Origin of the sequence: Oceaniferula marina, assembly GCF_013391475.1 — a bacterium.
Taxonomy (GTDB): domain Bacteria; phylum Verrucomicrobiota; class Verrucomicrobiia; order Verrucomicrobiales; family Akkermansiaceae; genus Oceaniferula; species Oceaniferula marina.
The window spans coordinates 1-3,830 of sequence record NZ_JACBAZ010000031.1 but is presented as its reverse complement, the minus strand read 5'-3'; the positions used below and the strand labels follow the sequence as shown (position 1 = coordinate 3,830).

The window sequence follows — 3,830 nt, the reverse complement described above, 5'->3', positions numbered from 1 at the left end:
GCGACTCGGAATCAACCTTTCTTGCTCACAACTTATGGAACGTGACACCCGAATTCGTGTGCCTTGCGGAGAAAACCAATGATTCCACTGAGTGAACAAACTTATGGTTTCATCCTTCGAGCCGATTCGGAATAATCAACATTTCTGGAAGTGCTGAGTTTTTTTTGCAGAACGTAAAGCACACCGGCAGCGATCAGGCGTCGATATGCGGATTATAGATACAATGTCGTAAAAGGGTTACCTGTCGCAAACTCGACAGCTACTAGCTGTCGGGTGCTGCGACTTGTTCGCCGTTTTGTTGATTTAGCTCACATTCGTTCTCTCTCTCACGCATAATTGCAGTTGCCCAATCTTTATTCCTGTTCACTACGAACTTCTCTTTAGCGCCTAAAGCAGAGCAAACCAAAAGACCATTGGGAATGATGCCTAGAGTCTTAATAGTGTCGATAGATGTAATATCCTGCAGCCGCATTCTGCATTCGTGATTCTGAATATTGAATCTGTGTGATTTAAAAAATAGTTCGCTCGATGTAAGCCAGAGATATCCGCCCACTCCTTCGGCTCCCTTAAAATGATTAGCGGGTCCTTCAAAAATAACATCTGCCCCTTCAAAATCTGGTCGATCAACAGAAAGTCGTTTTATCTGACGCGCTGAAAACCATACCATCATTGTTGCAAATAATCCCCCGGACAGGATACCAACCTGTATACCCAATATCCAATCACCTCTCAGCAACGAAAAGAAAATACACATAGGCAAAGCAAAACAGGAGCCTAAGATAGCCCATTGCTTAAGACCAGAACTTGCTATTTTGTGGTTCATTATTTTTTGGCGAACGTAAAGCACACCGGCAGCGATGTACCAGACGCACAAAGATTATAAGTTTCAATTCTGTAAACCAGTCGAGAAACCTGGCAAGTCAGCTACTAGCTGTCGGGTGCTGCGACTTGTTCTGCCACTTTTTTGTCTTCCGTGTCAAGGAACCCCAAATGGTGATACTTCTTATCGAAACGATTCTTCGCTCCACATTTGAAGCATTCGAGAATGAGTGAATCGCCGCCTGAAGGCATCGAACGATACGTCTCATACTTCTGTTTGCAGGTTGGGCAAGAGTGATTTCCAGGATAATTCTGAAATTTGAGCGCAAGAGGGTTATTGAAAACAAGATCAATAATCCAAACCGATACAGGAATAGAAACGACTCCGACTACAAGCGCAAACAAAAGGCTGCCCGAATAGTGATTAATGATCCAGCCGACGCCAATTGCGAGAGGGATAAAGATCGGCAATGGCATGATGCTGAAACCAGCCCGTGCATATTGTCGATGTGCGCTCATTTTTTTGCAGAACGTAAAGCACACCGGCAGCGATCAGGCGTCGATATGCGAATTATAGATACAATGACGTAATAAGGTTACCGTCGCAAACTCGACAGCTACTAGCTGTCGGGTGCTGCGACTTGTTCTGCCAGTTTATTCCTTGGGAGAACTCGGATCTTGGCACTAAAATCCCATACAGCTCCAGCCTGAAGACATAATTGATCGAGAGCATCACCGAAAGTTATCACTGCTTTTACTAATTTAACCTTCTTCCTAGCTATATCTCCATCGATTATAAAACTCAGCCTAATGTCTTTGTTCATGGCTCTGTGGGCCATCCTAAGTTTGTCGATAGCCTCCTCGAAGCTCAAATCCTTGAGTTCAACATTTGCCAACTCTGTCTCAAAAGCCTTAATAAAGACATCTTCCCCCTCCTCTGATGGTTCAACCTTGTTAAAAGCTTTATAATGCTCTTTCCAGTCTATCGCTTTAGCTGGCGGCATGATCGCTAAGACCAAAGCGAGAATGAGGTAGAGCTTCTTCATTTTATGCAGAACGTAAAGTTCACCGGCCGCGATAAAAGCGTCGATAAACGGTTAAAGTTTCAATCGTGTAGAACAGTCTGAAAAACCTGACTACTCAGCTACTAGCGGTCGGGTGCAACGACTTGTTCGGTTTGTTGTTATAATACAACCCAAAAACTGCGACGACCAAAGAAGATAAAGGGACGACAAGGTCAGAATACCAATTCCACTCTGACTCTAATTGCTCGGATTGAATTATTGTAGTGGCCTTTTTATCAAGAACCGACAATTCACCATTTATCTTTGAATACTCATCCTCTGATACATCAGAAGATGATTTCTTTCTGTCTAAATCGATTTTAAGAGATTCAACTTGAATCTTGAGGTTTTTGGCATCTTGCAACACCTCGCTCTCTTCAGCAAAAAACGGTAATACGAGGCTTAACAAAATAGATATAGCCCATATCGTTAGGACTACGTTTATTGGCTTACGATATTGATTCATGCTTTTTTTTACCGAACGTAAAGCACACCGGCAGCGATCATGCGTCGATATGCAAATTAGAGATACAATGTCGTAAAAAGGTTACCGTCGCAAACTCGACAGCTACTAGCTGTCGGGTGCTGCGACTTGTTGGGCTTGTTGTTTTTAAGCCTCCCATGGGAATCTACGACGAGGTTGGGCTATCCCAAATGGAATACCATTCCTCCTTCGCAAATACCATGTGGCGACATTAATGAACGGAATTTGGTATAAGCGCTTTAGCCTCATTGATGATTTATCAGTATCCCAAATGCCGTATGTGACTCTCAAAGCTATAATCAGCGATCCTAGAATTATAAGCATAGCTGCTATTACCGCCAAACTGTCGACACCCCCTTGAATCTCCATCTTATGTGTATCTGACAACTTCAGTTTGATCATAAGATACACAGATCCGATATAGCTCGAAATAACGGCAATATCGCAGCAATATGTGATCCAGCGCTTCATTTTTTTGCCCAACGTAAAGTTCACCCGTGGCGATCAAAGCTCGGATAAACGGTTAATGTTTCAATTTTGATTAATGGTCGAAAAACTTGGCAGGTTAGCTACTAGCCATCGGGTGCAACGTCTTGTTCGGCTTATTGATTACATCTCAATTTAGCGGCAGCCACACTGATGCGATTAATCTCATCAAAGTGATACTTTTCAGGTTCACCATAAGATGCGTCTTCTATTAACTTAGTTACACTCTGTGCGATTTGTCTCAACTTACTATTTGGGATACGAGGTGCAATTGAATTTCCAATTTTTCTGAGACCTGACAACCAATCAGGATAATTGGGAATTACACCTTCACAGCAAAACAGGCGGCAATGCTTAATGTAAGCATCCAATGATGCAGATCGACAATTAACGTCAAAACTAGCATCAAGAGAATCTAGAATTTGTGTGAGAGAATCAATAAAACACTGATGGTCATTTGCTTTCATTATTTTGCCGAACGTAAAGTTCACCGGCGGCGATGTAACCGCTGATGAAATGGTTAAAGTTTCAATTCTGTAAACCAGCAGCAAAACCTGGCTCGGTAGCTACTAGCCGTCGGGTGCAACGACTTGTTCGATTTGTTATTCATCTAGATTCGAAAAAGGTAAATTCAGCAAATATCTCTTTCCGATCATTGTAATAATACTTCATTTGCATAAATCCAGAAACAGACGAACGCTTATACTTAATCATAAACGAGGGAGCTTCCTTCTTTGTGTCATCGACAGCTCCGCCATGACCGTTAATATCAGCGTCGAGAGAGGTGAGAGTCTGCATCATCTTCTCTCTAGTACTATAAATCAGCGACATGGCATCTGAGGTGGTCTCCTTTTTGTTGCCAGTAAAAAGTGAGTTTTGTTGATGATTCGCTGATCTAACCTTGGGCTTGGTTTTGCTTGGTTCTCCGTAGCTGGAGAGGTGGAATGGAGGGGCTGGAGCGTAGCGACAGGCCCGGA

6 protein-coding genes are annotated in these 3,830 nt (G+C 42.9%); all 6 read right to left on the bottom strand.

Going from position 1 to position 3,830, the window contains the following annotated elements; genetic code table 11:
• Nucleotides 1–262: 262 nt before the first annotated feature.
• Nucleotides 263–823 carry a PH domain-containing protein gene (locus tag HW115_RS19200; protein WP_178935197.1) on the bottom strand — a complete coding sequence of 187 codons (561 nt, stop codon included), beginning with the start codon at nt 821–823 and terminating at the stop codon, nt 263–265.
• Nucleotides 824–927: 104 nt separating this feature from the next.
• Nucleotides 928–1,338 carry a hypothetical protein gene (locus tag HW115_RS19195; RefSeq protein WP_178935195.1) on the bottom strand — a complete coding sequence of 137 codons (411 nt, stop codon included), beginning with the start codon at nt 1,336–1,338 and terminating at the stop codon, nt 928–930.
• Between the two features lie 101 nt (nt 1,339–1,439).
• A complete protein-coding gene (locus HW115_RS19190) occupies nt 1,440–1,865 on the bottom strand; it encodes a hypothetical protein (RefSeq protein WP_178935193.1) in 426 nt (141 codons plus the stop codon).
• Nucleotides 1,866–1,959: 94 nt separating this feature from the next.
• Entirely contained in the window at nt 1,960–2,349 is a 390-nt protein-coding gene (locus HW115_RS19185) for a hypothetical protein (protein ID WP_178935191.1), read from the bottom strand.
• 620 nt (nt 2,350–2,969) lie between these two features.
• A complete protein-coding gene (locus HW115_RS19180) occupies nt 2,970–3,320 on the bottom strand; it encodes a hypothetical protein (protein WP_178935189.1) in 351 nt (116 codons plus the stop codon).
• 139 nt (nt 3,321–3,459) lie between these two features.
• Nucleotides 3,460–3,830 (bottom strand): hypothetical protein (locus HW115_RS19885; RefSeq protein WP_227021684.1); only part of this gene is annotated, 371 nt, incomplete at its 5' end.